A 22,285-nucleotide genomic window follows, 5' to 3' on the forward strand; every position below is an offset into this window, starting at 1 on the left:
GACGCTCCCGCGGGGTTGGCTCGCCGGGCGCCGGTCGCTCGGGAGCCGGCCCGACCCAGGGAGCACACCGTGGCCCACCCCCGCCACCTCACCCGGCGCGCCCGCGCCGCCGCCGTCGCCGCGAGCGGCACCGCCCTCGCCGCCGCCCTGCTGGCGGCCCCCGGACTCGGCAACGCGGCGGTCCCGGCCGCCGACGTCCTCGCCGCGCCCTCGCCAGGCGCCGCCGAGTGCGAGGAGGACAGCGGCGCCCGCGTCGGCAAGGGCGCGACGGCCCAGGAGCCACCGCTCTACGCCGCGAAGGACGCGAAGAAGTACGGCGTCATCAAGGACTCGCCGCGCCTCGCGGACGGCTCCGTGCGCGTCGAGACCGTCTTCCACGTCATCACCGACGACGCCCCGACCGCGCAGGAGCGGGCACGGATGGAGGGCATGATCGCCGCGCAGATGCAGGTGCTCAACGACGCCTTCGCCGGCACCGCGCCCGGCGCGGAGGCCGACGCCTCCGACACCCCCTTCCGCTTCGACCTCACCGAGACGACCTGGACGGAGGACGCCGCGTGGGCCCACGTGGCGCCCGGCAAGGTCGAGCGCGAGATGAAGGCCGAGCTGCACCAGGGCGACTCCGAGACGCTCAACGTCTACGCCGCCGACATCGGCGGCGGCCTCCTCGGCTGGGCCTACTTCCCGAAGGGCTACAACGCGGGCCGCGACTACGTCGACGGCGTGGTCATCCTCGACGAGTCGATGCCGGGCGGCGCCGCCGCGCCCTACAACCTCGGCGACACCCTCACCCACGAGGTCGGCCACTGGCTGATGCTGGAGCACACCTTCGCCGGGGCCTGCTCGGCCAGCGGCGACGGCGTCGCCGACACCCCGCGCGAGGCCTACCCCCAGTTCGGCTGCCCCGAGGGTGTCGACTCGTGCACCGCCCCGGGCACCGACCCGGTGCACAACTTCATGGACTACACCGACGACGAGTGCATGGACCACTTCACCGCCGGCCAGGCCGACCGGATGAGCGACGCGTGGGTCGCCTTCCGCGCCGGCGGACAGGGCTGAGGCACGCGGCAGCGGCGGGGCGCGGCGTACCCTCCTCGGCGTGAGCAGGGTGCGCCGCGCGTGCGTCGCGACCGTCCTCGTCGTCGTGCTGTCGGGCTGCAGCGCGCTGACCCCGGGACCCCCGGGCGCCAGGGACGGCACGAGCGCGACCAGCGGCGCGGCGGCCACGGGTGGCTTCGGGCCGGCACCCGGCGAGCTGCGGACGGCACGGGTCCTGCCGGGCCGGGTGGTGGCCACGCTGGGCGTCGTGTCGTTCAACGCCTACCGCCACCTGCCGCGGGCCCGTGCCCGGGCGGACTGGCAGCGCCTGACCGCCCGCGACGACGTCGACCTGGTCGGGTGGCAGGAGGCGAAGTCGCCCGCCTTCCGTGCCCTCGCGCCCCGCTACCGCGCCCGCGGCTTCGAGACCTGGCGCTGGCCGGACCCGGACGGCCCGATCTCGCTGGCCTTCAGCTGGCGTCCCGCGGTGCTGACGCTGCTCGACGTCGACGTCGAGAAGGTCCACCGGGGTGGCTACCCCCGCGAGACCGACGACCCCTTCCCGGCGCGGTGGGTCGTGACCGCGCAGTTCCGGCACCGCGGGACCGGGCTCGCGGTCACCCTCCTGAACACCCACGTCAACCAGGGCATCGAGACCGGCGACGGCTTCGCCGACAACCTCAACGCCCGCTTCGCCCGCCGCCACCTGGCGCGCCTCGCCGCGCTCTGGCCCACCGCGCCGGGCGACGTCGTCGTCGGCACCGGCGACTACAACTTCGACCACGTCGACGACCGGGACGCCCGTCCGGTCGGCGGGATCGCGCGTCGCTTCGCCGGCCGCGCCACCTCCTCCTACGACGCGCTGGGGCTCGAGGGGCTGCTGCCGACCCGTCGCACCCGGTGGATTGACTACGTCTGGCTGGCCGACCGCACCCTGCGCCGGCGCGCGGGTGGTCGGTGGACCGGCACCGCGCAGTTCGCCCGCCACCGCGTCCTGTCCGGCTACGCCTCCGACCACCGCCCGGTGCTCGCCCGCGTCCGCCTCTACGCCGACTGACGGACGGCACACCCCGCCGGCGGGTCGCTGCGGCAGGCTGGGCCCGTGACCAGCAACCCCCGCGAGTGGGACGCCCCGGCGTACGACGCGCTGCCGCTGCCGCACCTCGCCTGGGGCCGCGGCGTGCTCGACCGCGCCGCGCTCGTCGGGCACGAGCGCGTCCTCGACGCCGGCTGCGGGACCGGCCGCGACGCGGCGGCGCTGCTCGAGCGGCACCCCGACGTCGACCTGGTCGTGCTCGACGGGTCGCGGCGCATGCTCGAGGCCGCGCGCGGCAAGCTGGGCGCCCGCGCGACCTACGTGCACGCGGACCTCGCCCGCCCGCTGCCGACCGACGGCCCGCTCGGCCTGCCGGTCGACGTGGTCGTCAGCGTCGCGGCCTTCCACTGGCTGCCCGACCACGACGCGCTCTTCACCCACCTCGCGGCGGTGCTCGCACCCGGCGGTCGGCTGGTGAGCGACTGCGGCGGGCGCGGCAACGTCGCCGCCGTCGACCGTGCCGTGGTGCAGGTGCTGGGCCGCGACGCCGCGACGCCGTGGCACTTCGCCGGGCCCGACGAGACCCGCCGGAGCCTCACCCGCGCCGGCTTCGACGTGGCCGACGTGCGGCTGCGCCCGGACCCCTTCCACTGCCCCGACCCGGCCGTGCTCGAGCGCTACCTCGCCACCGTCGTGCTCGGCGCCCACCTCGAGGGCCTCGAGGCGGCCGAGGCCGCGACCGTGGTCCGCGAGGTGCGGCTCGCGCTGCCCGCGCCCGTCGTGGACTACGTGCGGCTCGAGGTCGAGGCGTCGCTGCCGGCCTGAGCAGCCTGGGCGGCCTGGGCGGCCTGGGCGCGGCGGTCACCCGGTGGGGTAGAGGTCACGCCCGGACCCCCGGGGGGTGCGGATAGGACGACGGTGCACGGGATACCTGCACGGCACGAGGAGCACCCACGCCGCACCGGGCGCTCCGTCCACCCGAACGAGCCGAGCAGTCATGGGGGTGCTCCGTGGTCGTACGCGTCCTGCTGGTCGACGACGCCGCCGACGCCCGCGCCGAGGTGGTGCGCGCCCTGGGCGTCCACGGGGGCTTCGCGCTGGTCGGGCAGGCCGCCGACGTCGCCGAGGCCGTCGCGTGCGCCCGGCAGGCCCGCCCCGACGTCGTGCTGCTCGACGTGGGGTTGCCCGACCTCGTGGGCCGGGAGGTCCTCACCCGCATCCGGGAGGCGACCCCGCACTCGCGCGTCGTCGTCTTCAGCGGCCACGAGGACGACGACTGGTTCGGACAGCACGCCGAGGGTCTCGCGCCCCCCGGCACGACCGCGGAGTACCTCGTGACCCTCCTCGACAAGGTCGGCCGCCACGGCCGGCAGACCGTCCGTGAGCACTTCGACGGCGACCCGGCCAGCGTGCCGCGAGCGCGCCGCTTCGTCACCCGCGAGCTCGGGCAGTGGCAGATCGACGCCGTGCGCGACGAGGCGGCCCTCGTCGTCACCGAGCTGGCCGCCAACGCGGTCGACCACGCCCACTCCGACTTCGAGGTCCGCCTCGCCCTCACCGACCGCGCCCTGCGCGTCGAGGTCCTCGACAACGGCCACGGCACGCCCGACCCCCGCCCGCCGACGGCCGGCTCCGAGCGCGGCCGCGGGCTGCTGCTGGTCTCCGCGATGTCGTCGGCGTGGGGCGTCGACGACGTCGTCGACGACGGCAAGGTCGTCTGGGCCGAGCTCGCCCTCGAGCCCGCCTGACCCTCAGGCGGCTCGACGACCCCGGGTGGGCCGGACGGTCGCCCGGTCGCGCGCGACCCGGTCGGAGAAGCGCCGGCGACGGTCGGGCCACCAGGTGTCCTGCGCCCGCAGCACCAGCCGCATCAGCACCCGCACCGCCGCGGCCGCCGCCGGGCGAGGCTCCCCGGTGCGGTGCACCGCGCGCACCCGCGCCGGCATGACGACCAGCGCCTGGGCGCGGCCGAACCACCTCATCGGCGGCGGGAAGAACCGCGACGCGTAGTGCTCGACCATCGCCCGCGTCAGCTCGCGGCCGGTGTCGGTCGGGGGCCACGGTCGGGCCTCGTAGTCCTCGACGAGCCGCAGCATGCCGGCCATGTCCTGCGGGAAACCCGCGACCGGCCCGCCCGTGCTGCGGAAGTGGTCCGCGAGGTCGCGCAGGAAGTGGTGCCACGCCACGTCGAGCGCCGGGTCCTGCGGAGCCAGCCCGAGCGTCGCGCGCATCCTCGGCAGGAAGGTGCCGACCGCGCACAGCTGGTAGACGAAGTCGAGGTCGTCGTCGAAGGCGCCGGGGTGCTTGCGCGCGAGCCCGAGGTGCAGCCGGTTCAGCCGCTCGACGGAGGCGCGTGCCTCGTCGCTGCGCGGGCCGTGCACCAGCCAGGTGAGCAGGTGCCCGGTGCCGTCGGCGAGCCGCTGGTCGGGACGGTCGAGCAGCTTGCGGGTCGCGACGAGCGTCGCCGAGGCCGCGGGCGGCAGGGCGGCCTGGGCGTTGGTGACAAGGAGCGTGAGCGCCACCGCAGGGCGGGTCAGCCGGTGCTCGGCGAGCAGCCGCAGCACCTCGGCGTACTCCGTCTCGGGGTCGAGCGCGGCGATGCGCGCGTCGAGCCAGCGCCCGGGGAGCCTCACCCGGTCAGTGTGACCGCTGCGGCCAACCGGCCCGGCTCCCCGGCGCCCCTGCGTCCTCGCCCCCGCACGAGCCCCGCGCTCCCTTGGCGGCCCCTGCGACGATGCAGCCATGGCCCGGGGAGGCAGGCGCCGCGGGCGCGTGGTGGCGGGCGCCGTGGCGCTCGTCGTGCTGGTCGCCGCCGTGCTGGCGTGGCGCCCGTGGTCCGCCCCGCTGCCGACCGTGCCGGTCGAGGAGCTCCGCGTCGACGTCGGCCCCGAGCCCGACGGCGAGCCGGTGGCGCTCGACGCCTCGGTGCACACCCCGCCGCCCGGCACCCCGGGCGCCGACGCCGACGGGCGCCGCGCCGCCGTGCTCCTGGCGCACGGCTTCGGCGGCAGCGAGGCCGACCTGGCCGGGCAGGCCCGCGACCTCGCGCGGGACGGGTACGTCGTGCTGACCTGGTCGGCGCGCGGCTTCGGCGAGTCGGGCGGCCGCATCCACCTGGTCTCGCCGGACTTCGAGGTCGCCGACGTCTCCCGCCTCCTCGACCTCCTCGCGGCACGCGACGACGTGCGCCTCGACGCCGGTGGCGACCCGGTCGTGGGCGTGGCGGGCGCGTCCTACGGCGGCGCGACCGCCCTGCTCGCCGCGGCCTACGACGACCGCGTCGACGCCGTGGTGCCCGCGATCACCTGGCACGACCTGGACGAGGCGTTCTTCCCCCAGGCGGCGACCGGCGCGCCCGACGCCGCGCCCCCCGGCGTCTTCAAGCAGCGCTGGGCCTCGCTCTTCTTCGCCTCCGGGCTGCGCCCCGCCGCCGGCGACGCGGCGAGCCCGGCGGGGCCCTGCGGCCGCTTCGACCCGCAGGTCTGCGCGCTCTACACCCGCGCCGCGACGACCGGCGAGGTGGCGCCGGCCGGGCGCGCGCTGCTCCGCCGCTCCTCGGTCGCCCCCGTCGTCGAGCGGGTCGGCGCGCCCACGCTGCTGGTGCAGGGGCAGCAGGACTCCCTCTTCGGCCTCGACCAGGCCGACGCGACCGCCCGCGCGCTCGCCGCCGCCGGCACCGAGGTCGCCGTGCGGTGGGTCGACGGCGGTCACGACGCCGGCGCCGCGCCGGCCGCCGACGACCTGCTCGACCCCGCGCTGGCGTGGTTCGACCACCACCTGCGCGGCGGGCCCGACCCCGGGGACGACTTCGAGCTCACGCTGCCGGCCTCCCCCTTCGGCGAGGACCGGCCCGAGCGACTCGTCGCCGAGGACTACGCCGCGGAGGTGCCGCGCAGCCTGCCGCTCACCGGCCCGCCGCAGCCCGTGCTCGCCCCGCCCGGCGGCGAGCCCGCGGCCGTCACGTCCCTGCCCGGCACCGGTCCGCTCCTCGGCGCGACCACGCTCGTCGGCGGCGCCGCGCAGGCCCTCGGGGTGCTCCCCGGGCAGTCGGCGGTCTTCACCACGCCGCCGGTCACCGAGCCGCTCACCGTCGCGGGCGCGCCGCAGGTGGGGCTGCGCATCACCTCGACCGCCTCCGACGCCACGCTCTTCGCCGCCGCGTGGGTCGTCGCCGCCGACGGCACCACGACCCTGCCCCGAGCGCTCGTCGCCCCGCTGCGGCTGAGCGGCCTGACCCCGGGAGAGCCCCGCGAGGTCACGGTGGCCCTCCCCGCCTCGGCCTACCGCCTCGAGACCGGGCAGCGCCTCCAGGTCGTCGTCAGCAGCACCGACGCGGCGTACGCCCTCCCGACCGACGCGCGCACCTACGAGGTCGCGCTGGCGGGCGACGCCACCCTCACCCTGCCCGTCGTCGACGCCGAGCGTGCGGGCGGCGGGCCGGACGTCTCCCCCGTGCTGCTCGGCGCCGTCGCCGCGGCCCTCGCCGGGGCGCTCGCGCTGGCCCTCGTGACCGCGCTGCGCCGGCGCCGCGACGAGCCCGTCGACCCCGACCTCGCCGAGGTGCCGCTCGCGGTCGACGGACTCGTGAAGTCCTACCGCAACGGCTTCCGCGCCGTCGACGGCGTCACCTGGCGCGCCGAGCGCGGCCAGGTCGTCGGCCTGCTCGGGCCCAACGGTGCCGGCAAGACCACCACGATGCGGATGCTCGTCGGGCTGGTGCGCAGCGACGCGGGCACCGTGCACGTGCTCGGTCGCCGGGTCGCGCCGGGCGCGCCCGTGCTCGCGCGCGTCGGCGCCCTCATCGAGGGCCCCGGCGCCCTGCCGCACCTCACGGGTCGGCAGAACCTCGAGGCGGCCTGGGCCGCCACCGGGCGCCCGCGGGACGAGGCGGACCTCGAGGAGGTGCTCGCGATCGCCGCCCTGGGCGCCGCGGCGGACAAGCCCGTGCGCTCCTACAGCCAGGGGATGCGCCAGCGGCTCGGCATCGCGCAGGCGATGCTCGGCACCCCGGAGCTGCTGCTGCTCGACGAGCCGCTCAACGGGCTGGACCCGCCCCAGATCCGTGCGCTGCGCGACGTGCTGCGCGACTACGCCGCCGGCGGGCGCACGGTCGTCGTGTCGAGCCACCTGCTCTCCGAGGTGCAGCAGACCTGCAGCCACGTCGTCGTGGTGCACCGCGGCCGCGTGGTGCTCGACGGCGCCGTCGACGACCTGTTGGCGGGCCACCGCCAGCTCGAGGAGGTCTTCATGGAGCTCGTCGGCGACGGTGGACCGGCCCAGCTCGAGGACGCCCCCGCCGCGGGGAGGCACCGGTGAGCACGCGCACCCGCTCCCCGCTCCCCGTGCGCGCGGAGGTCCGGCGCCAGCTGCAGCGGCGCCGCACGCTGGTCTCCTTCGGCCTGCTGCTGGCGCTCCCGCTGATCCTCGTCGGCGCCTTCGCGCTGGGCGACGGCTCGGGCGAGGACGACCCGGCACCGAGCTTCGTCGACCTCGCGCAGGTCGGCGCGGCCAACTTCACCGTCTTCACCCTCTTCGCCTCGACCGGATTCCTGCTGGTCGTGCTGGTCGCGCTGTTCGCCGGCGACGCGGTGCCGGCCGAGGCCAGCTGGTCGTCGCTGCGCTACCTGCTCACCACGCCCGTGCCGCGCGTGCGGCTGCTGACCGTCAAGCTCGCGGTCGCACTGCTGACCACCCTGGCCGCACTCGTCACGCTGCCCGCCTGGTGCCTCGCGGTCGGAGCCGTCGCCTACGGCACCGACCCCTACCGCGGGCCGACCGGCGAGCAGCTGGCGTGGGGCGACTTCGCGCTGCGGCTGCTGGTCATCGTGGGCTACCTCGCGGTCTCGCTGCTCTTCGTCGCCGCGCTCGCCTTCCTGGTCGGCACCGTCACCGACGCCCCGCTCGCCGCGGTCGGCAGCGCCGTGCTGGTCACAATCGTCTCGAGCATCCTCGACACCATCGAGCCGCTCGGCGCCGTGCGCGAGGCGCTGCCGACCCACGAGCAGTTCGCCTGGGCCGACGCCCTCCAGCGCGAGGTCGCGTGGGCGGGCATGGCCGACGGAGCGCTGTGGGCCCTGCTGTGGTCGACGCTGCTGCTCACCGCGGCCTACGTCGTCTTCGCGCGCAAGGACGTGCTGAGCTGACTCAACGGCGCAGCAGCCGGGCCGCGGGGCCGCGGAGGCCGACCACGTAGAAGCCGGAGTTGCCGTCGGAGAACCACACCTGACGACGCGCGACGTCCCAGGCCGGCCGCGACATCGCGAAGGCCCCGGCGGCCGTGGGCTGCACCGTGCCCGCGCCCGGCAGGACGGGCCGGTTGAAGTAGGCGACCTCGCGGGGGCGGCGCAGGTCGGAGATGTCGAAGAGCCGCAAGCCGGAGAGGATCATCGAGCAGGCCACGATCTCCGGGTCCCGCGCGTAGGGCACCGAGCAGTAGTGCGCGGCGTAGCCCTGCACCGGCAGCTGTGCCCCGGGATCGAGGTTCTGCTCACCGCTCCGGGCGGCGGGCTGGTGCACCGCGAGGCGCAGGTGCGAGACCACGCGTGGGCGGCGGCGGTCCTGGACGTCGATGATGCGCGCGGCCCCGACCTCCTGGTCGCCGCCGAAGTCGGCGAACTCGTCGGTCTCGAGCAGGTAGCGGCGCCCGCCGCGCGTGAACGGCTCGGCGGACTGCGGGATCGAGACCTCGCCCCAGGTGAGGTCGGAGACGATGCGCACCCGCGGGTCCCGGCGACGCTCCTGCACCTGCGACACGTCGAGGATGCGCAGGCCCGCGGTGTCCATCGCGCCCTCGCGCCCGCCGATGTTCGCGACGTACATCGTGCGACCGTCGGGCGACAGGCGCAGGCCGTGGTAGTTCACGCCCGTCTGCTCGAAGACCTTGCGGGGCCGGCGGGGGTCGGTGATGTCGACGGCCGTCAGGTTGCCGCCGCCGGTGCCCGCGACCCAGAAGGTGCGGCCGTCGGGGGCCATGCCGCTCTCGTGGCCGTACGCCGCGGAGCGCGTCGAGGAGAGCAGTCGCGGCCGGCGGCAGTCGGTCGCGACGTCGTAGAGGTCCACGATGCCCACGTTGGTGTACGGGTTGCCGAGCACCGCGGCGAGGATCCCCCGCTTCCGGTTGACCAGCAGCGACTCGTGCGGGCTGAGCATCGCCGGGCTGGTGAGGGTGGCGGTCTGGCGCGGGCGGCGCGGGTCGCTCATGTCGAGCGCGATGACCCCCAGCCCCTCGACGGCGTTGAAGAGCACGTCGCGCGGGAAGAGCAGGGTGGAGTCGTAGTAGGCGCAGGTGCGGCCGCGGCGGTCGGTGTAGCGCTCGACCTTGAAGCCGCCCGACGTGCCCTGGTGGGCGACCTGCACGGCGTTGCACTGGTAGCCCTGCAGCACCCGACCGGAGACGTAGTCGGCCAGGGGCACGCGGCCCTGGCGGCCGGTCTCGGGTCGGTCCTGCGGCGAGACGCAGCGAGCCTGCGGGGTGGCGCCCGGCTTGGCCGGGCCCGCGGCCGTGCCGAGGTCGGCCAGGCCGAGCCCCCCGGCCACGAGCAGCAGGGCGAGCAGGCTCACGGTCAACTGGCGGACCGCCGGGCGAGCGGTGCCGGCGCGGGTGCCGGCGTCGGTGCCGCCGGTGGTGCCGACGGCGCCGACGGTGGTGGTGTCGGCTGCGGGGTCGAGGGGGCGCACCCCGGCACGTTACCTGCCGGTAGTGATCGGCGTCACGGGTTCGTCCGATGTCCGGTCGAGGTCACCCGGTCGGCCTCCGCGCCCGGCCGCTCGGGGTGCGCGGCCGGCAGGTCGAGCGTCACGGTGGCGCCCACCCCCGGGCGACCGTCGAGCCGCAGCCGGCCGCGGTGGGCCTGCACCACCTCGTCCACCAGCGCGAGGCCGAGGCCGAGACGACGCGTGGCCGGGGGGGCGGACGCCGCGCCGGACGCCGCGCCGGACGCACCGCCGGACGCACCGCCGGACGCACCGCCCGCGTCCGGGCCGCGGCGGAACCGCCCGCCCAGCCGGGCGGCCGCCGTCGGGTCGAGCCCGTCGCCGTCGTCGGCGACGCGCAGCAGCACCCGGTCGCCCGACCGCTCGACGGCGAGCCGCACCGAGCCGCCCGGGCCGACGTGGTGGAGCGCGTTGTCGACCAGTGCGACGACGGCGCGGCGCAGCGCGGTCGAGGACCCGTCGACGACGGCACCCGTCCCCGTCGGGCCGGGCCCGGGCGGGTCGACGCCGAGAGCGCAGCCGGCGGCCTCGGCGGTGACCGCGAGGGAGCCCGCGACGTCGTGGGCCAGCCGGACCAGGTCGACCGGCTCGCGCACCGTCGGGCGGTGCTGCAGCTCGGCGGAGAGCAGCATGTCGTCCACGACGTCGCGCAGCACCCGCACGTCGTCGACCAGCTGCGCGAGCTCCTCGCGCTGTGCGGTGTCCTCGGTGGTGCGCTGCAGCAGCTGTGCGCGGGTCATGACGACGGCGACCGGCGTGCGCAGCTCGTGGCTGGTGTCGGCGACGAAGCGGCGCTGCGAGGCCAGCGCGTCGCCCAGCGGGCGCACCGCCCGGGTCGCGACCGCCCACCCGAGCCCCGCGGCGAGCAGCACCCCGACGAGGCCGACGAGGACGGACAGCTGGGCGAGCCGAGCGGTCTCCTCCTGCTGCTCGACGGTGCTGCGCACGGCGCGGGCGCGCAGCCCGTCGTCGTCCTCCCCGACGAACACCACGACCGGCGTGCCGCACACCTCGGTGCGTGTCGCCCCGAGCGGAGCGGCGTCGGCCACCCGCACCACGACGGCCCGACTGCACGAAGCGGGGAGGCCGTCGACGAGCAGCCGGTCGCGCGGGTCGAGGCTGCCGTCCTCGACGGCGCGCCCCAGCGAGGCCTCCGCCTTGCGCTCGGCCGCCGCGATCCGCTCCTCCAGGCTGATCGCCCACACCGCGGCCACGACGGCCGCGACCACGAGCGCGGCGGCGACGCCGGTCTGCAGCGCCACCACGGCGGTGGTGGCGCGGCGCAGCAGTCGGCGGTCGGCGGCGGCCACGGAGCCGGTGCGGGGCGGCGTGCGCCGTCGGGGGCGGCTCACGCCGACCCCATCTGGTAGCCCAGCCCGCGCACGGTGCGCACGACGCCGCGGCCGAGCTTGCGGCGCAGGTAGTAGACGTAGGTGTCGACCGCGCCGGGGCTGTCGGCGTCCTCGAAGACGCGACGGCGCAGCTCGTCGCGGGTGAGGACGTGGCGCGGGTGGCTGGCGAAGAGGTGGAGCAGCTGGCACTCGCGGCCCGACAGCTCCACCGGGCCCTCGGCGCCACCGACGACGCGGCGTCCGGCGACGTCGAGCCAGCGCTCGCCGAGGTCGAGGGTCGGCGGGCCGTCGTCGTGCCGCCGCAGGAGCGCGCGCACCCGGGCGAGCAGCTCGTCGACCTCGAAGGGCTTGACGACGTAGTCCTCCGCGCCCGCGTCGAGCCCTCCACGCGGTCCTCGGTCGTGCCGCGCGCGGTCAGCAGCAGCACCGGCGTCGCGACGCCCTTGGCCCGCAGTCGGCGCACGAGGTCGACGCCCTCGACCGCCGGCAGCCCGCGGTCGACGACGAGCGCGTCGTAGCGCCGCGTGAGCCCGAGGTGCAGGCCGGTGTGGCCGTCGGCGGCGGTCTCGACCGCGTGGCCCTCGCCGACGAGCAGCCGCTCCAGCAGGCCGCTCAGCCGGGCGTCGTCCTCGACCAGCAGCACGCGCGGGCGGGCACCGTCGCGCGCCGTCGGCCCGGGTGCGGGGGCCGCAGCACCGCGGTCCAGGGCCTCGCTCACGACCTCAAGCGTGGCGGACCACCTCTGAGGAAGCTCTGAGATCCGCTGCGGACAGTGGAGGAGGCAGGCTTCCCCACCGCCCAGGAGGGCCGATGACCGTCCACCACCCGCTCGACCGCCGGTCCGTGGCACGCCCCGGCGACCCGGACGCCCCGCGGGTGCCGCGGGCGCGACGGGCGCAGCGCACCGATGGCGCACCGTTCGTGGAGGTCGTCCCGCTCGGCGAGGCCCACCACCGTTGGGTCGCCGACCTGCACGTGCGAGCTGCCGCACGGGCTCTTCCCCCGCCTGGGTCGCCGCTTCGTGCACCGGTGGCACCGCGCCCACGTCGCCTCCTCCTTCGGCGTGGGCGCGGTGGCCCTCGAGGACGGTGTGCCCGTCGGCTTCGTGCTCGGCAGCACCGACCGGCGCGCCCACGTCGCCTGGCTCCTCGCCCACCGGCGCCGCGAGCTGGTGCTGGCAGGCGCGCTCGCGCTGGCGACGCGTCCCGCGGTGCTCGCGGAGTTCCTGCGCACGAGGGCCGGGCGCTACGCCCGGCGGCTCCTCCGGCGCGCCCCGCGGGGCACCGCGGCGCCTGCGACGGCGGGGCAGGCCGTCGACGGCCCGGGCGGCGACAGGGGTGCCGGCAGGGGCGACGGCCCGGTCGCCGTGCTCGAGGCGGTCGTGGTCGTCCCGGGCGCCCGCACCCGCGGCATCGGCACCCGCCTGACGGCCGTGGTCGTCGACGCCGCCCGCGAGGCCGGCGCCGACCGGGTCGAGCTGGTGACCAAGGCGGGCCAGGGCGGCGCGGCCGGCTTCTACGAGCGCGGCGGCTGGCAACGCGTCGGCAGCCACGTCGACCGCGACGGTGACGAGGTGCACACCTTCCGCCTGCCCCTCACCGCACACTGGACGGCATGACGCAGGAGCGACGACTGCGGCTCGGCCGCCGTGCGGTGCTGCTCGGCGGCGCCGGCGTCCTTGCTGCGTGCGCCGGTGGTGGCGACGAGGCGGGGGCACCGCGCCCCTCGGGCACGGGCCGCGCGTCCGGCACCGCCGGGGCGGGCTCCCCCACCCCGAGCGCGTCGCCCACGACCCCTACGACGCCGGCGCTGCCGCAGCCCGAGCCCTGGCGCGCCGTGCGCTCCGAGGTGGAGCCGCAGGTCAAGCTCGCCGCGACCCGGCTCGTCGAGCGCGCCGAGGGGCCGCTGCGCCCCGACGCCCCCCCGGGCGCGGCGGTGGCGACGCGGGTCGTCTACCCGCAGTACGGCGGGCTGACGGCCACCGACGCCAGCGTCATGGTGGTCGCCGAGCAGGCCTGGGTGGTAGACGACGAGGTCCGGCGCCGCGGGATCACCGTCGACGTCCGCCTCGTGCGGCGCGACGGCCGGTGGGAGGTCGTCGAGGTGCGCCCGGGCGACCGGGTCGACCCCGACCGGGTGCGCCTGCGCGGGGCCGAGCAGCGGCTGCTGGCCTCGCCGCGGGTCGACCTGCCCGACGCCGCCGTCGCCGACCTCGCCGCAGGCCGCACCGACCCCCGCGTCGTCGACGTGCTGCTGCGGGCGTCGCGCCGCTGGCGGCTGTCGGTGAGCGTGCTGCGCTCGGGCCACCCGGTCAACGTCTTCGCCACCGACCGGGTGAGCAACCACACCCGGGGCCGCGCCGTCGACCTGTGGGCCGTCGACGACCGGCCCGTGGTCGAGCTGCCCCTCGACAGCCCCTTCCTCGCCGAGGTGCTGGCGACCTTCCGCGGGCTCGGCCCCGCCGAGGTCGGCGGGCCCGTCGACCCCGACGGGCCCGGCGGGGTGCACTTCGCCGACCTGGTGCACCGCGACCACGTGCACGTCGGCTTCTCCGCCCGCTGACCCCGCTGGCCCGCCGCTCCTCCTGCGCGCGCCCACCTGGCGCGGGTCAGTCGACGACGGGCTCGGCCGGGCGGGCGCGCAGCCGCTCCACCGCGGTCATGCCGTGGAAGACGACGAGCGCGGCGACGGTGCCGAGCGCGATGCCGGTGACCGCGACGCTGCCGCGCTGCAGGGTCAGGTCGCCGATGCCGACGACGAGCGCCACGGCCGCGGTGAGCTGGTTGACCGGCCGGGAGAAGTCCACGCCGTTGTCGACCCAGATCTTCACGCCGATGACACCGATCAGGCCGTAGAGCGCCACCGTCACGCCGCCGAGGACGCCCGCAGGCACGGTGTTGACCAGCGCCCCGAACTTCGGCGACAGGCTGAGCACGATCGCCACCGCCCCGGCGACCCAGTAGGCCGCGGTGCTGTAGACGCGCGTGGCCGCCATGACGCCGATGTTCTCGCCGTACGTCGTGGTGCCCGAGCCGCCGCCGGCGCCCGCGAGCGTGGTGGCGAGGCCGTCGGCGAGCAGCGCCCGGCCGGTGCGGCGGTTGACCTCCGGGTCGCCGGTGAGGTGGGCGACGGTGCGCACGTGGCCGACGTTCTCGGCGACGAGCACCAGCACGACCGGCAGGAAGGCCGGCAGCACCGACCACGTCGGGTCGGGGGCTGCGAAACCGGGGAGGCCGACCCACGCCCCGTCGCGGACCGGGGCGAGGTCGACGGCCCCCGCCAGCGCCGCGAAGACGTAGCCGACCGCCACCCCGAGCAGGATCGAGAGCCGCGCGGCCAGGCCGCGGAAGGCGACCGCCACGAGCAGGACGGCGGCCAGCGTGACCGTCGCCGTCCAGGGCGCCGCCTCGTAGTTGGTGACCGCCGCACCGGAGAGGTTGAGGCCGATGAGGGCCACGATCGCGCCGGTGACGACCGGCGGCATCAGCACGTCGATCCACCCGGCCCCCGTCACGGTGACCACGAGGCCGACCAGGGCCAGCAGCGCACCCGTCGCCAGCACGCCGAAGAGGGCCGCGCCCGTGCCGCCGCCCTCGGCCCCGGTGGCCGCGGCGATCGGGGCCAGGAAGGCGAAGGAGGAGCCGAGGTAGCTCGGCACCCGGTTGCCGGTGATCGCGAGGAAGAGCAGCGTGCCGACGCCGGAGAAGAAGAGCGTCGCGGTCGGCGAGAAGCCGGTGAGGATCGGCACCAGGAAGGTGGCACCGAACATCGCCACGACGTGCTGGGCGCCGAGCCCCGCGGTGCGGGGCCAGCTGAGCCGCTCCTGCGGCAGCACGACGGCGTCGTCGGCGACGGTCCGGCCGTCGCCGTGCAGGGTCCAGAGGGTGCGCATGCCCGCATCCTGGCGGAGCGCCCGCAGCAGGCTCGCACCGACCCGCAGGCGCCCCTGCCGCACCCACCTGCCGGCGGAGGTCCCGGAACGCCGGACAGCGCCGCTCTCCACCCCTTAGGGTGGACCAGCCCGCGGGACCACGGTCCCGGCGGGCCGCCAGGCGCCGGGCCGGGAGGAGCGAGGACAGGTGGAGCGCGAGCAGACCAGGACCCGCACCCGGGCACCGCACCCGCGCGCCGCGCCCGCCGCCCCCCTGCCGACGCCGCGCCCCGCGCCGGGGGACCTCGAGGACCTCGAGGCGCTGCGCGCGGCCGCGCTGGCGGCGTACGGCGTGCTCGGCGAGGAGCACGCGTCGCGCGCCGACCTGCGCGCCCTCGTCTCGCTCGCGGCCGCCGCCTGCGGGGTGTCGATGGCGACGCTCAACCTGCTCACGGAGGACGCCCAGCACCAGGTCGAGAGCGTCGGCTTCGAGGGTGCGGTCACGCCGCGCTCGTCGTCGATGTGCGCGGTGGTGGTCGACGAGCCCGAGCCGGTCGTGCTGCCCGACGCCCGCCTCGACCCGCGCTTCGCCGACAACCCGTGGGTCACCGGAGACGCCGGGGTGCGCTTCTACGCGACCTTCCAGCTGCGCACGCCCGCCGACGTCGCGATCGGCTCGCTGTGCGTCTTCGACCCCGAGCCGCGCGCCCTCGACGCGGCGCAGCAGGCCCGCCTGCGCACCCTCGCCGCGCAGGTGGTCGACGTGCTCGAGCTCGAGCTCAAGGCGCGCCGGCTGCGCGCCGACGTCGCCGAGCTCGAGGCGACGCAGCGGCGGCTGACGCAGACCAACGCCCGCCTCGCGAGCTTCGCCTCGACCGTCGCCCACGACCTGCGCAACCCGCTCACGACCGTCGAGCTCGCGCTGGGCTTCGCGGGCGACTCGCTCGCCGCCGCCCCCGAGTCGCCGGCGCGCGCCCGGCAGATGGTCGAGCGCGCGCAGCGGGGCTGCCGACGCATGTCGCAGACCGTCGACCGCATGCTCAGCGGCGTGGACGACCTGGCCACCGACCTCGAGACCGTCTCCCTCGACCGCGTGCTCGACGAGGTGCTCGAGGACCTCGGCCGCGCCCTCGTCGGCGTGCACCTCGACGTCGCCGCTCCCCTGCCGTGGGTGCAGGGCGACGCCACCGGGCTGCGCCTCGTGCTGCAGAACCTCCTCGTCAACGCCGCGAAGTACGCCGCGCTCGACGACCCGCGCGTCTCGGTCGGGGCCACGCGCCACGGGGGCTGGTGGGAGGTCCGCGTCGTCGACCACGGCCCCGGCATCCCGGCTGCCGACCGCGAGCGCGTGCTCGCCCACCGCGAGCGCGGGGCCGGTGTCGGCACGACGGTCGGCTCGGGCATCGGCCTGGCCACCTGCCGCCAGGTCGTCCACCAGCACGGTGGCTCGTTGGCCGTCGAGGACACCCCGGGCGGCGGTGCGACCTTCGTGCTCCGCCTCCCCGCGCTGGCGACCTGAGGCTCCCGGGCGCCGGCGTGCCCCGGGTCACGCCGACGAGGGGTGTGCGCCCTGCCCTGAGGGGAACCTGAGAAGACCGACGCTCGAGCCAGGGGCGCACCTTGCCGGGGAGCTCCCCGGCACCACAGCCTAGGAGTTCGCGCATGTCCACCACCCAGAGCACCGCACCCGCCAGCTACGCCACGCCGACCCGCCGACGCATCAGCACCGAGACCAAGGCGTCGTTCAAGACGACCGAGCTGATCGCCTACGTCGTGGCGGTGCTCGGTGTCCTCGTCGCCTCGGCCGTCGTCGACGCCCGCGACTTCGGCGCGCAGGAGGCGTGGTTCTACGTCACGCTGCTGACCATCGGCTACATGGTCTCCCGCGGCCTCGCCAAGTCCGGCAGCCGCGACTTCTTCGACGACGAGATCGACGCCGGCCACCGCGGCCAGCACTGACCGTCGCCCGGCCCTCGCCGGGCACCCACCGTCCAGCTGCCCAGCGCCCCGACCCGCCCCGCGGGTCGGGGCGCTGCTGCGTGCGGTGCGATGAGTCTCGGACCTCGGCACGGTCAGCACCTCCGACCGCACCCCGAGCGCCCTGGAGGACCCGTGCCCACCACCACCTACCCCTGTCTCTGGTTCGACGGCGACGCCGAGGAGGCGGCGACCTTCTACGCCTCCGTCGTGCCGGGCAGCAGCGTCGACAAGGTCTGGCGCTCCCCCGCCGACACCCCGTCCGGTCCGGCGGGCGACGTGCTCGTCGTGGACTTCACCCTCGCCGGGCAGCGCGTGCAGGGCCTGAACGGCGGGCCGGAGTTCCGCTTCACCGAGGCGGTCTCGATGGTCGTCGAGGTGGACGACCAGGCCGAGGTCGACCGGTTGTGGGAGGCGCTGACCGCCGACGGCGGCGAGCCCGGGCCCTGCGGCTGGTGCAAGGACCGCTGGGGGCTGTCGTGGCAGGTCGTCCCGACGCGGCTCAACGAGCTGCTCGACGACCCCGACCCCGAGCGGGCCCGACGCGCCATGGAGGCCATGCTGCAGATGCAGAAGATCGACGTGGCCGCCCTCGAGCGCGCCGCCGACGGCGGCTGAGCGGCAGCCCTGGCCTACGCTCTGGTCGCGTGAGCGCCACCCTCGTCGCGAAGGACCTCTCCGGCGGGCACGGTCACCGCGTCCTCTTCGAGGGCCTCGACCTCGTGGTCGCGCCGGGCGACGTGGTCGGCGTCGTCGGCGCCAACGGCGCCGGCAAGTCCACGCTGCTGCGCCTCCTGGCCGGGGCGACCCCGCCGTTGGCCGGTTCGGTGACCTGCGCCCCGACCGACGCGTTCGTCGGGTGGCTCCCGCAGGAGCACGAGCGCGTGCCGGGCGAGACCGTCGACCACTACCTGGCCCGCCGCACCGGCGCCGCGGAGGCCACCGCGGGCATGGAGGCGACCGCCGCCGACCTCGGCTCCGGCGCGCCCGGCGCCGACGAGGCGTACGCCGTGGCCTTCGACCGCTGGCTGGCCAGCGGCGCGGCCGACCTCCACGACCGGGTCGGCCCCGTGCTCGCCGACCTGGGCCTCGACGTGGGCGCCGACGCGCTCATGACCTCGCTCTCCGGCGGGCAGGCGGCTCGGGTCGCCCTGGCCGCGCTGCTGCTGAGCCGCTTCGACGTCGTGCTGCTCGACGAGCCCACCAACGACCTCGACCTCGACGGGCTGGCCCGCCTCGAGGCCTTCGTGCAGGGCCTGCGCGGCGGCGTCGTGCTGGTCTCGCACGACCGTGAGTTCCTCGCCCGGTGCGTCACCCGCATCGTCGAGCTGGACCTCGCCCAGCACCAGGTCACCGTCTTCGACGGCGGCTACGACGCCTTCCTCGAGGAGCGCGCGATCGCGCGCCGCCACGCCCGCGAGGCCTACGAGCAGTATGCCGAGACCAAGGCCGACCTCGTCGCCCGCGCCCGCACCCAGCGCGAGTGGAGCAGCCAGGGCGTGCGCAACGCGGTGCGGAAGTCGCCCGACAACGACAAGATCCGCCGCAAGGCCGCGACCGAGTCGTCGGAGAAGCAGGCGCAGAAGGTGCGGCAGATGGAGTCGCGCATCGCCCGGCTCGAGGAGGTCGAGGAGCCGCGCAAGGAGTGGGTGCTGCAGTTCAGCGTGGCCGCAGCGCCGCGCTCCAGCGCGGTGGTCTCCACGCTCGACCGGGCCGTGCGCCGGCTCGGCGACTTCACCCTCGGCCCGGTGTCGCTGCAGGTCAGCGCCGGCGACCGGATCGGCATCACCGGGCCCAACGGCGCCGGCAAGACCACGCTGCTGCGGCTGCTGCTCGGGCGCGACGAGCCCGACGAGGGCCGAGCCTCGCTCGGCGCCTCGGTCGCGGTGGGCGTGATCGACCAGGCCCGCACCGGCCTCGACGAGGACTCGCCGCTGGGCGCCGCCTTCGAGGCCGTGGTCCCGGAGATGACCCAGGCCGAGGTGCGCACGCTGCTGGCGAAGTTCGGGCTCAAGGCCGACCAGGTCACCAGCCTGGTCGCTCGTCTGTCCCCCGGCGAGCGCACCCGCGCGGCGATGGCGCTGCTGCAGGCGCGCGGGGTCAACCTGCTCGTCCTCGACGAGCCCACCAACCACCTCGACCTGCCCGCGATCGAGCAGCTCGAGCAGGCGCTGGAGTCCTACGACGGGGCGCTGCTCCTGGTCTCCCACGACCGCCGGCTGCTGGAGTCCGTGCGGCTGCACCAGCGGTGGGAGGTCGACGCGGGCCGGGTCGCCGTGCGCCAGGTCTGAGCCGGGCCCGTCAGCCGCCCTGCAGGACCGTCGCGCTGTAGCCCGCCGGGTCCGGCTCGACGACGTCGTCGTCACCGCCGACGACCCGCACGCACCGCGTCGGCTGCTCCAGGCGCCACGCCACGACACCGGCCAGCACCGTCGCGCAGCCGAGGAGCCACCCCTCCTCGTCCGTGCGCACGCTGACGCCGACCTCCGCCGGGTAGTCCTCCCGCAGCGCCCACCAGGCGTCGACCTGGTCGACCTCGCCGGACGCGACCGCCGCGCGCGCCCCGTCCAGCGTCGTCACGTCGACCCGGGCGTCGCGGTAGACGTCGCGGTGGTCCGCGGCCGCCTGACGGGCGTACGCCGTGGCGCGCGACTCCGCCCACCACCCCGAGCCCGCCCACGCGGCGACGGCGAGCACGACGAGCGCGACGACGACGGCGGCGCGCCGCACGCCTACTCCACCACCGTCACGGCGTCGTCGAGGGACGCCCGGCTCGTGCGGAAGCCGTTGGCGGGGTGGTCCTCGTCGGCCCACCCGAGCGAGACCGCGCAGACGACCTGCCGCTCGTCGCCGACACCGAGCCAGCCGCGGACGAAATCGGAGTACATCGCGATCGCCGCCTGCGCGATCGTGGCGACGCCGTGGGCGGTGGCGGCGTTGAGCAGGTTGGCGACGTAGCCGCCGCAGTCGACCGCGCCGTAGACGCCCTGCTCGCGGTCGGTGGTGACCACCGCGACGTGGGGTGCGCCGAAGAAGTCGAAGTTGCGCAGCATCTGCGCGAGCCGGCCGTCGGAGTCGGTGCGGTCGATGCCGAGGGCGGAGTAGAGCGCGTAGCCCGACTCGCGGCGCCGCTCGGCGTAGACGCCGGAGTAGCCCGCCGGCCCCGGGAGGTCGGACGCGGGCGCACCCGCGAGCACGTGCGCCGACAGCGCCTCGCGCAGCCGAGCGGTCGCCTCCCCGGTGACGAGGTGCACCTGCCAGGGCTGGGTGTTGCACCACGACGCGGTGCGCTGGGCGAGCGCGAAGACCTCGCGCAGCGTCTCGGCCGGCACCGGCTCGTCCCGGAACGCCCGGCAGCTCCACCGTCGCGCCAGCACCTCGTCGAGATCCACCCGGTCCTCCTCGCGCCACCGCGGGGCCCGGCAGTCCCGCGCTGCGAAGGCTAGACGAGCGACGTGTGCCGGGCTCGGGCGCGGGCCGCGGCGGACAGGCGTACCCTCGAGGTCACAGGGCCACCCAGGCTCCCTACCGAGACCTCCGGGCCTCGACCGACCGGAGGCCCACTCGTGTCGTCCTCGTCGTGGCCGCGTCGCCACCTCGCCAGCAGCCCCTTCCACCCGGACCCCGAGGTCGTCGTCGAGCACTTCGACCGTGGCGACCTGGTGCAGCACGACGTCCACGGCATGGGCTCGGTGGTCGCGGTGGACCCCCTCGGGGTCACCGTGGACTTCGGTGCGCAGACCGTGCGCGTCGCCAGCCCCTTCGCGCGCATGGAGAAGCTCTAGCCGTGACGAGCAGGCGGCCGCGCCGCAGGGGGGCCGCCGCAGGGGGGCCGCCGACTGACCGTCCGCTGACCGTCCGCTGACCGTCCGCTGACCGGTCGCCGGCGGTCCGCTGAGCGGTCGCACGGCTGGGCCGCGCGGGACCTCCGTCCCCCGCGGGGCAGGACCGGTGCCCCCTCCTGCTCCCCGACCGGCCACGTCCGCCGCGGACCGGTCGCACCTCACGTCGCCCGACCGCAGGCTGGACGGGTCGCGCAGCTGGCGCGGCAGCCGCCCGCTCGCAGCCACCGGCGTCCCGCGGCTCCCAGTCCCGGACGTGACGTGACCCCTCGCCCCCTGCGCGCGCTGGTGCACGCGCTCCCGCTCCCCGCGGCCGCCCTGCTGTCCCTCGGGGTGCTCACCGCACCCCCGGTGCTCCCCGTGCTCCCCGCCGCCGCGATCCCCGACGCCGCGATCCCCGCCGCAGGGGCCGCACCCGCCGCTGCTGCCGCCGGTCGCACCTTCTACGTCGACCCCGCCCGCGGCTCGGACACCGCACCCGGCACGTCGCCGACCACCCCGTGGCGCACGCTGACCCGCGCCAGCGTGGCCGCCCTGCTCCCGGGCGACACCCTGCGGCTGCGGCGCGGTCTGCGCCACCGCGGCTCGCTCGAGGTCACCGAGGACGGCACGGCCGCGCGCCGCATCCGCGTAGCGACCTACGGCCGCGGGACCCGCCCGGTGCTCTCGGACGGCCCCGAGTGCGTGCGGGTGACCGGCGACCACGTCACCGTCGCGGGCCTCGCCGCCCGCGGCTGCGGACGGGCCGGCTTCACCCTCGCCGGGGCCCACGACGTGGTCGTCCGCGTCGAGGCCACCGGCGCGGTGGTCGGCGTGTGGGTCCACGACGACTCCCGCCACGCGACGGTCGCGCGCAGCGACGTCCACCACAACACCCGCATGGCCCCCGGGACGACCGGCAGCGACGACGACTGGGGCGCGATCGGCGTCGACGTGCACGGCGACCACGCCCGGGTCGTCGGCAACCGCATCCGAGGCCACGTCGCGGCCTCGCCCGACTACGGCACGGACGGCTCGGCGGTCGAGGTCTACGAGGCGTCCTACGCCACCGTCACCCGCAACCGCGCGGCCGGCAACCTCACCTTCACCGAGCTGGGCGGTCGTGGGTCGAGCGGCAACCGCTTCACCGCCAACGTCGTCACCGGGGCCGTGCGCAACGGCTCCTTCCTCATGACCCGGGGCCCCGGACAGCACTGGGGCCCGGTCGTGGGCACCACCGCCACGCGCAACGACGTCCGGCTCACCGGACCCGGCTCCTTCGGCTTCGGCTGCTACGGCGGCTGCACCGCCACGCACCTCGTGATGCGCGACAACACCGTCTCCGCGCGGCGCTACGTCGGGTGGGTCGACGGCACGTTCGCCTCCTCGGGCAACGTGTGGTCCGACGAGGTCTGGTTCCCGCTCGGCCCGGGCGACCGCGTGACCGCACTCCCGCGCTGAGGCGCCGGGCAGGTCT

Annotated in this window: 22 protein-coding genes and 1 pseudogene; 15 read left to right on the forward strand and 8 right to left on the reverse strand. The window is 76.6% G+C overall.

The window, feature by feature from the left end:
* Positions 1-69: 69 nt before the first annotated feature.
* The 4 genes from BJ989_RS18480 (at position 70) to BJ989_RS00975 (ending at position 3,822) form a co-directional block, all read left to right on the forward strand.
* Positions 70-1,059 carry a zinc metalloprotease gene (locus tag BJ989_RS18480; RefSeq protein ID WP_343048973.1) on the forward strand — a complete coding sequence of 330 codons (990 nt, stop codon included), beginning with the start codon at positions 70-72 and terminating at the stop codon, positions 1,057-1,059.
* A gap of 40 nt (positions 1,060-1,099) precedes the next feature.
* Positions 1,100-2,095: an exonuclease/endonuclease/phosphatase family protein gene (locus BJ989_RS00965; RefSeq protein ID WP_179516624.1), complete on the forward strand. Its 996-nt coding sequence runs from the start codon at positions 1,100-1,102 to the stop codon at positions 2,093-2,095.
* 45 nt (positions 2,096-2,140) lie between these two features.
* Entirely contained in the window at positions 2,141-2,899 is a 759-nt protein-coding gene (locus tag BJ989_RS00970; protein ID WP_179516625.1) for a methyltransferase domain-containing protein, read from the forward strand.
* A gap of 185 nt (positions 2,900-3,084) precedes the next feature.
* On the forward strand, positions 3,085-3,822 hold the full coding sequence (locus BJ989_RS00975; RefSeq protein WP_179516626.1) for an ATP-binding protein: 738 nt from the start codon (positions 3,085-3,087) through the stop codon (positions 3,820-3,822).
* Positions 3,823-3,825: 3 nt separating this feature from the next.
* Here the strand turns inward: BJ989_RS00975 and BJ989_RS00980 are convergent, their stop codons facing one another.
* Positions 3,826-4,707: a hypothetical protein gene (locus tag BJ989_RS00980; RefSeq protein WP_179516627.1), complete on the reverse strand. Its 882-nt coding sequence runs from the start codon at positions 4,705-4,707 to the stop codon at positions 3,826-3,828.
* A gap of 109 nt (positions 4,708-4,816) precedes the next feature.
* On the opposite strand from BJ989_RS00980, the gene BJ989_RS00985 reads away from it, so the two are divergent.
* A complete protein-coding gene (locus BJ989_RS00985) occupies positions 4,817-7,390 on the forward strand; it encodes an alpha/beta fold hydrolase (protein WP_179516628.1) in 2,574 nt (857 codons plus the stop codon).
* Positions 7,387-8,217, forward strand: a complete 831-nt coding sequence (locus tag BJ989_RS00990; RefSeq protein ID WP_179516629.1) for an ABC transporter permease subunit — start codon at positions 7,387-7,389, stop codon at positions 8,215-8,217. The genes BJ989_RS00985 and BJ989_RS00990 overlap by 4 nt, the downstream gene beginning before the upstream one ends.
* 1 nt (position 8,218) lies before the next feature.
* Here BJ989_RS00990 and BJ989_RS00995 read toward each other — a convergent pair whose 3' ends face one another.
* From BJ989_RS00995 to BJ989_RS18495, 4 genes and pseudogenes are all read right to left on the reverse strand, one after another.
* A complete protein-coding gene (locus tag BJ989_RS00995; RefSeq protein WP_218848649.1) occupies positions 8,219-9,751 on the reverse strand; it encodes an LVIVD repeat-containing protein in 1,533 nt (510 codons plus the stop codon).
* A gap of 32 nt (positions 9,752-9,783) precedes the next feature.
* Complete coding sequence (locus tag BJ989_RS18485) at positions 9,784-11,139, reverse strand: ATP-binding protein (RefSeq protein ID WP_179516630.1); 1,356 nt, start codon at positions 11,137-11,139, stop codon at positions 9,784-9,786.
* On the reverse strand, positions 11,136-11,456 hold the full coding sequence (locus BJ989_RS18490; RefSeq protein ID WP_343048975.1) for a winged helix-turn-helix domain-containing protein: 321 nt from the start codon (positions 11,454-11,456) through the stop codon (positions 11,136-11,138). Before BJ989_RS18490 ends, BJ989_RS18485 begins: the two co-directional genes overlap by 4 nt.
* A 122-nt stretch (positions 11,457-11,578) precedes the next feature.
* Positions 11,579-11,755, reverse strand: a pseudogene (locus tag BJ989_RS18495) (response regulator); the annotation flags it as partial.
* On the opposite strand from BJ989_RS18495, the gene BJ989_RS18500 reads away from it, so the two are divergent.
* The 3 genes from BJ989_RS18500 (at position 11,675) to BJ989_RS01020 (ending at position 13,701) form a co-directional block, all read left to right on the forward strand.
* Entirely contained in the window at positions 11,675-11,896 is a 222-nt protein-coding gene (locus tag BJ989_RS18500) for a hypothetical protein (RefSeq protein WP_179516468.1), read from the forward strand. The pseudogene BJ989_RS18495 and the gene BJ989_RS18500 sit on opposite strands and share 81 nt — an antisense overlap.
* A gap of 264 nt (positions 11,897-12,160) precedes the next feature.
* Positions 12,161-12,757 carry a GNAT family N-acetyltransferase gene (locus tag BJ989_RS01015; RefSeq protein ID WP_179516631.1) on the forward strand — a complete coding sequence of 199 codons (597 nt, stop codon included), beginning with the start codon at positions 12,161-12,163 and terminating at the stop codon, positions 12,755-12,757.
* Entirely contained in the window at positions 12,754-13,701 is a 948-nt protein-coding gene (locus BJ989_RS01020; protein ID WP_179516632.1) for a hypothetical protein, read from the forward strand. Before BJ989_RS01015 ends, BJ989_RS01020 begins: the two co-directional genes overlap by 4 nt.
* A gap of 46 nt (positions 13,702-13,747) precedes the next feature.
* Here the strand turns inward: BJ989_RS01020 and BJ989_RS01025 are convergent, their stop codons facing one another.
* Positions 13,748-15,031, reverse strand: a complete 1,284-nt coding sequence (locus BJ989_RS01025; RefSeq protein ID WP_179516633.1) for a uracil-xanthine permease family protein — start codon at positions 15,029-15,031, stop codon at positions 13,748-13,750.
* A gap of 187 nt (positions 15,032-15,218) precedes the next feature.
* Here BJ989_RS01025 and BJ989_RS01030 point away from each other — a divergent pair, with 187 nt between their 5' ends.
* The 4 genes from BJ989_RS01030 to BJ989_RS01045 all read left to right on the forward strand — a co-directional run bounded on the left by BJ989_RS01030 (position 15,219) and on the right by BJ989_RS01045 (position 19,278).
* Positions 15,219-16,529, forward strand: a complete 1,311-nt coding sequence (locus BJ989_RS01030) for an ATP-binding protein (RefSeq protein WP_179516634.1) — start codon at positions 15,219-15,221, stop codon at positions 16,527-16,529.
* A gap of 143 nt (positions 16,530-16,672) precedes the next feature.
* Positions 16,673-16,969, forward strand: a complete 297-nt coding sequence (locus tag BJ989_RS01035; RefSeq protein ID WP_179516635.1) for a hypothetical protein — start codon at positions 16,673-16,675, stop codon at positions 16,967-16,969.
* A gap of 153 nt (positions 16,970-17,122) precedes the next feature.
* Positions 17,123-17,605 (forward strand): VOC family protein, encoded by a 483-nt coding sequence (locus BJ989_RS01040; RefSeq protein ID WP_218848652.1) that lies wholly within the window; start codon positions 17,123-17,125, stop codon positions 17,603-17,605.
* 29 nt (positions 17,606-17,634) lie between these two features.
* Positions 17,635-19,278, forward strand: coding sequence for an ATP-binding cassette domain-containing protein (locus BJ989_RS01045; protein ID WP_179516637.1), 1,644 nt, complete (start codon positions 17,635-17,637; stop codon positions 19,276-19,278).
* Positions 19,279-19,288: 10 nt separating this feature from the next.
* Here the strand turns inward: BJ989_RS01045 and BJ989_RS01050 are convergent, their stop codons facing one another.
* Complete coding sequence (locus tag BJ989_RS01050; protein ID WP_179516638.1) at positions 19,289-19,717, reverse strand: hypothetical protein; 429 nt, start codon at positions 19,715-19,717, stop codon at positions 19,289-19,291.
* 2 nt (positions 19,718-19,719) lie between these two features.
* Positions 19,720-20,379, reverse strand: a complete 660-nt coding sequence (locus tag BJ989_RS01055; RefSeq protein WP_179516639.1) for a nitroreductase family protein — start codon at positions 20,377-20,379, stop codon at positions 19,720-19,722.
* A gap of 174 nt (positions 20,380-20,553) precedes the next feature.
* Between BJ989_RS01055 and BJ989_RS01060 the strand changes: the two genes are divergently transcribed.
* The gene (locus BJ989_RS01060) at positions 20,554-20,772 is read left to right on the forward strand and encodes a hypothetical protein (protein ID WP_179516640.1); all 219 of its coding nucleotides are present in this window, start codon (positions 20,554-20,556) and stop codon (positions 20,770-20,772) included.
* Between the two features lie 318 nt (positions 20,773-21,090).
* A complete protein-coding gene (locus tag BJ989_RS01065) occupies positions 21,091-22,269 on the forward strand; it encodes a right-handed parallel beta-helix repeat-containing protein (protein ID WP_179516641.1) in 1,179 nt (392 codons plus the stop codon).
* Positions 22,270-22,285 lie beyond the last annotated feature (16 nt).

The sequence above is a fragment of the Nocardioides perillae genome, from assembly GCF_013409425.1.
Lineage (GTDB): Bacteria > Actinomycetota > Actinomycetes > Propionibacteriales > Nocardioidaceae > Nocardioides > Nocardioides perillae.

Excerpts from the sequence above, each read along its gene's own strand:
- BJ989_RS00985 (WP_179516628.1), top strand. The coding sequence starts at position 4,817 with ATGGCCCGGGGAGGCAGGCGCCGCGGGCGCGTGGTGGCGGGCGCCGTG.
- BJ989_RS01020 (WP_179516632.1), top strand. The coding sequence starts at position 12,754 with ATGACGCAGGAGCGACGACTGCGGCTCGGCCGCCGTGCGGTGCTGCTC.
- BJ989_RS01025 (WP_179516633.1), bottom strand. The coding sequence starts at position 15,031 with ATGCGCACCCTCTGGACCCTGCACGGCGACGGCCGGACCGTCGCCGAC.
- BJ989_RS01035 (WP_179516635.1), top strand. The coding sequence starts at position 16,673 with ATGTCCACCACCCAGAGCACCGCACCCGCCAGCTACGCCACGCCGACC.